Below are 4,426 nucleotides of genomic sequence, written 5' to 3'. Positions count from 1 at the left end.
CCCACGCGCAGTTCGAGACGATCCACCCGTTCATCGACGGCAACGGGCGTACCGGCCGCGCGCTGATCCACACCGTGCTGCGGCGCTGTGATGCCCTACGGCACACGTTGATCCCGATCAGTACCGTGTTCGCCGCAGGATCCGGGGCACCGGATGAGTGGGTCGGATCGCGGAAGATACGCACGGTGCCGCCCCCGGGGGGCGGGCGGGGCCCCCCCGCCCCCCCCCCCCAGCCCGGGGGGGGGGGGCCGCGGGGGGGCCCGCGCGGGGGGGTGACCCCCCCCGCCGGGGGGGCCCCCGGCCCCCCAATGGGGGGGGGCCCCCCCGGCCCCGCCCGGGGGGGCCGGGGGCGCTCGCGTACCCGACGGGCCGATCCGCCCCGCGAATCGGCGCGGTGATCGGCGGGCACGGCCGGCCCACCGGGCCGGACCGTGCGTATCTTCCGCGATCCGACCCACTCATCCGGTGCCCCGGATCCTGCGGCGAGCACGGTCCCACGGCGTAGCGACGAGCGCGGCCCGGCCCACCGAGCACCGGAACCCGCCGGTACCGCGGGTCCGCGGCACCGGTCCCGGTGTCATTCCCCGCCGCCGGGGTTCCCGATCTCGATCATGCGCTGCACCGAATTCCGTGCCTTGGCAGCGGTTTCCGGGTCGACGTGCACCTCGTCGCGGTTCTCCTCCAGGCAGCGCAGCAACGCGGCCGGGGTGATCATCTTCATGTACTTGCAGGCGGCTCGATCGTTCACGGCCTGGAAATCGATTCCCGGGGCGGCCTTGCGCAGCTGGTGCAGCATGCCGACCTCGGTCGCGACCAGTACCTGGTTCGATTTGGCGGTGCGGGCCGCGTCGATCATGCCGCCGGTGGACAGGATATGCACCCGGTCGGCCGGGAATTCACCCTCTCCGGCCAGGTACAGCGCCGAGGTGGCGCAGCCGCATTCGGGGTGGACGAACAGTTCGGCGTCGGGGTGGGCGCGCGCCTGATCGTTCAGTTCGTCACCGTTGATACCGGCGTGGACGTGGCATTCGCCCATCCAGATGTGCATGTTCTCGCGGCCGGTTTCCCGTTTGACGTGCGCGCCCAGGAACTGGTCGGGCAGGAACAGCACGTCCCGGTCCGGGTCGATCGAGGCCACGACGTCCACGGCGTTGGAGGACGTGCAGCAGATATCCGTCAGGCCTTTCACGGCCGCGGTGGTGTTGACGTAGGACACCACCACCGCGTCGGGGTGCTCGGCTTTCCAGTCGCGCAGGTCCTCGGCGGTGATCGAATCGGCGAGCGAGCAACCCGCCCGCTGATCGGGGATCAGCACGGTTTTCTCGGGGCTCAGGATCTTGGCGGTTTCGGCCATGAAATGCACACCGCAGAACACGATCGTGCCCTCGGGTGCCTCGGCCGCGATCCGGGACAGCGCCAGCGAATCACCGACGTGATCGGCCACGTCCTGGATCTCCGGGAGCTGGTAGTTGTGCGCGAGAATGGTCGCGTTGCGTTGTCGCGCCAGGCGTTTCACCTCGGCCGCCCATTCCGGCGTCGCCTCCACCCCGGTATAGCCCGAGGGCCCGTCGACGATCCGCTCCCGCAGTGCGGTACCCGGCGCCGGGGCCAGTTCTGCTCCCATCGTCGCCATGGTCGCTCCTTCCTTCGCGCGCTCGGCAACCCTGCCGATTCGCACTCAACCAGGTTTTCGACTTATGATCGAAAACGTGGACCAGTTTAGCACCATCCATGAATCGCTCACCGCGGTGTTCCAGGTTCGCCGCTTCCCCGCCAATATCGCCGCAGGTGAGAGCGGTCACGACGGGGTGATCGACCGCTGCCCGCCGGGACAGCGCAGTGAACTCGCCGTACTGCTGTGGCAGCGCGCACTCGACCCGCAGCAGGGCACCTGGTCGCTACCGGGAGGCCGATTGCGCAACGACGAGGATCTCGACACCTCGGCCCGGCGCCAGCTGGCCGAGAAGGTCGATGTGCGGGAGGTGGACCATCTCGAGCAGCTGTCGGTGTTCAGCGCCCCGGACCGGGTGCCCGGACCGCGCCGGATCGCCTCGGCGTACCTCGGGCTGGTACCGCTGACCGCCGACCCGCAACTGCCCTCCGATACCCGCTGGCATCCGGTGTCGGCGCTGCCGGAAATGTCGTTCGATCACGGGACCGTGGTGCAGCACGCCCGCACCCGCCTGGCCGCCAAACTGTCCTACACCAATATCTCCTTCGCGCTGGCGCCCGATCGGTTCACCATGTCCACGCTGCGTGAAATCTACTGTGCCGCCCTGGGTTACGACGTCGACACCACGAACTTGCAACGGGTTCTGACGCGCCGCAAGGTGATCACCCCCACCGGCGACACCGCCACACCGGGCCGCGCCGGCGGCCGGCCGGCATCGGTCTACCGTTTCACCGATTCGGGCCTGCGGGTCACCGACGAGTTCGCGGCCCTCCGGCCCCGCGGCTGAGCGCCCGATCCGCCACGGCCGCAACGGGAACACCTGCCCACCGGAAAACGGGATGCGTTCATCGACCGGCGCGGCTACGTTCTCCTGTAGCACCGTCGGGTATGGAGTAACGGCAGCTCAGCGGATTTTGGTTCCGCTGGTCCAGGTTCGAATCCTGGTACCCGAGCGTATGTCTCGCCCTGGATCCACCGCCCGGTCTCAGGTGCGCATCTGCGGCCGCGGCACCCGGGTACGACGCTCCGGTGGCGCCAGCCGGTCCACCGGCCAGGCGAGCAGTTCGATGAACCAGAACAGCACCAGGAACACCGCCACCACGACGGTCGGTATCGCCACGAAAACGATCGACAGCACGGCGATCACCAGGAAGACCACGAACGCGGTGGGTGATATCCCCTGTAAGCGGCTGCCCAAGCGCACCGCCGCCCACATCATCCAGCGCCGCGGCCGCGAGACATCGCATTCCCGCAGCGTCCGCCGGAAGATACCGTCGGCGTCGGCCGCGCCGACCCGTTCCGTACGCCGCAGGTAATCGTGCAGGATCGCCGCCCGCGTATACACCCCGTACCGCGGGATGAGCCAGACCAGCGGTCGAGGCACCGAGGCGAAATCGGTACGGAAACCCGCCGGTACCTCGAATTCTTCGTCCGCACCCTGATAGGTCAGCGGCTCCCGGACCTTCCAGAACTTCCCGTCGATCTCCTCGACCACGAGTGAACTGGTGAACCCCACGACGTCTTCTCTCTGTCGTCCTCCCGAACGCAATCAGCCTACGGCCGGGAGACCGGGGCCGCGCGGTGGGCAGCAGGCGGTCCCGCTGCGCGGGACGCCGATCCGGCCGGCGAGAACCGTTGCCGCCCCTCGGTTCCCGTTCGACTGCGTGTTATTTCGACAGCGACGGTCCGGGCGGCGACTCCTGCGGGGACAGCACGGGTTCGCCTCCGGTCCGCGCCGGCGCGCCGGGGCCATTCGCCGGCTCCCGGGCGGAAGGCTCACCGGGGTAGAAAGCCTGGTCGTACTCGAGGTATTCCGGCTCTGCATACGGCTGGGGACGCGATTCCCCGAAGGGACTCATGAATCCGCTCCCGAGATCCTCGGTCGCGCTGAGCCCGGCCAGGATCAGAATGACCAGCGCCGCCGTCAGAGGCTGGACCAGCAGGGCGAGCGGGCTCTCGAGTTCGACGGGCAAGGACACGATCTGTCCCACCGGCGGATCGTCCGGCCGCGGGTTGTCCCAGGCGTTGACCGTTTCCCCGGCCCACGCCATCACCCAGGCCCCGGCCGCCGAACCCAACAGCAGCCCGATGAGCTGGATGGGGCCGCGCATCCGCCGCCACCGCCAGGCCGCGGCCGCGGACAGCACACCGGTGACCGCGCCCAGACCCGCGAAGATCGCCAGGGCGTCGAACCGGTGCAGGCTCTCCCCCACCAGCGTGGCACCCCGGCCCGGTTCGACCACCAGCACCAGTTCGGTCGGCGCCAGCAGCCCCCAGACCACGCCTGCGAACACGCTCAGCACGATCACCGCGGCCAGCAGCACCGCGGCGGCACGCAACTCCTTTCGCGCACCACCGCGGCTTTCCCTGCGCGCTCCACCGCGTGACCGGGGCACCACTACCGCCTCTCCGCGCACGCGGAATCGAGGACCCCGTGCCGCGAGCATCGGGCCCGCCAGCCGCCGGGATCGATCTGCACGACCATCCGGCGCCCGCAGTGCGCGCAGAACCGGGGCGGTTCCAGGCCCAGTGCCACGGCCCGGGAGGCCGGCTCGTGGGGCCCCGGCGCGGCCCCCCTAGCCGAGGACGGGGGGTTAAGCGCGGACAAATAGCCGACAGGACTCATCCGGGCCGGGCGGAGTCCACGAATATCGCGGGCACCCCGGTGGTGCGGATGGCAGCGGCCAGGTCGGCGAGGTCGGCGGCGCTCGGTGAGGCCAGGGTGGTTCCGCCGGGGATCACGGCGCCCACCAC

5 protein-coding genes, 1 tRNA gene and 2 pseudogenes are annotated in these 4,426 nt (G+C 70.1%); 3 read left to right on the top strand and 5 right to left on the bottom strand.

Translation table 11 applies throughout. From position 1 onward, the window contains the following. A pseudogene (locus QH195_RS33265) lies at positions 1-122 on the top strand (Fic family protein); the annotation flags it as partial. A gap of 455 nt (positions 123-577) precedes the next feature. Here the strand turns inward: QH195_RS33265 and nadA are convergent. Beyond that, positions 578-1,633: a quinolinate synthase NadA gene (gene nadA, locus QH195_RS33260; RefSeq protein ID WP_432278373.1), complete on the bottom strand. Its 1,056-nt coding sequence runs from the start codon at positions 1,631-1,633 to the stop codon at positions 578-580. 64 nt (positions 1,634-1,697) lie between these two features. On the opposite strand from nadA, the gene QH195_RS33255 reads away from it, so the two are divergent. Together QH195_RS33255 and QH195_RS33250 are read left to right on the top strand one after the other, a co-directional pair. Then, entirely contained in the window at positions 1,698-2,459 is a 762-nt protein-coding gene (locus QH195_RS33255; RefSeq protein ID WP_432278374.1) for an NUDIX hydrolase, read from the top strand. A gap of 95 nt (positions 2,460-2,554) precedes the next feature. After that, positions 2,555-2,625 (top strand) — tRNA-Gln (locus QH195_RS33250). Between the two features lie 32 nt (positions 2,626-2,657). Here QH195_RS33250 and QH195_RS33245 read toward each other — a convergent pair. The 4 genes and pseudogenes from QH195_RS33245 to QH195_RS33230 all read right to left on the bottom strand — a co-directional run. After that, complete coding sequence (locus QH195_RS33245; protein ID WP_280426039.1) at positions 2,658-3,188, bottom strand: DUF1353 domain-containing protein; 531 nt, start codon at positions 3,186-3,188, stop codon at positions 2,658-2,660. A 151-nt stretch (positions 3,189-3,339) separates the two neighbouring features. Continuing rightward, entirely contained in the window at positions 3,340-4,011 is a 672-nt protein-coding gene (locus tag QH195_RS33240) for a DUF2567 domain-containing protein (RefSeq protein WP_280438316.1), read from the bottom strand. A gap of 59 nt (positions 4,012-4,070) precedes the next feature. Continuing rightward, a complete protein-coding gene (locus QH195_RS33235) occupies positions 4,071-4,298 on the bottom strand; it encodes a hypothetical protein (RefSeq protein WP_280438315.1) in 228 nt (75 codons plus the stop codon). A 2-nt stretch (positions 4,299-4,300) separates the two neighbouring features. Further along, positions 4,301-4,426 (bottom strand): annotated as a pseudogene (locus QH195_RS33230) (zinc ABC transporter substrate-binding protein); the annotation flags it as partial.

This window comes from Nocardia carnea, assembly GCF_029868855.1.
Lineage (GTDB): Bacteria > Actinomycetota > Actinomycetes > Mycobacteriales > Mycobacteriaceae > Nocardia > Nocardia carnea_A.
This window is presented reverse-complemented; position numbering and strand designations above follow the sequence as displayed.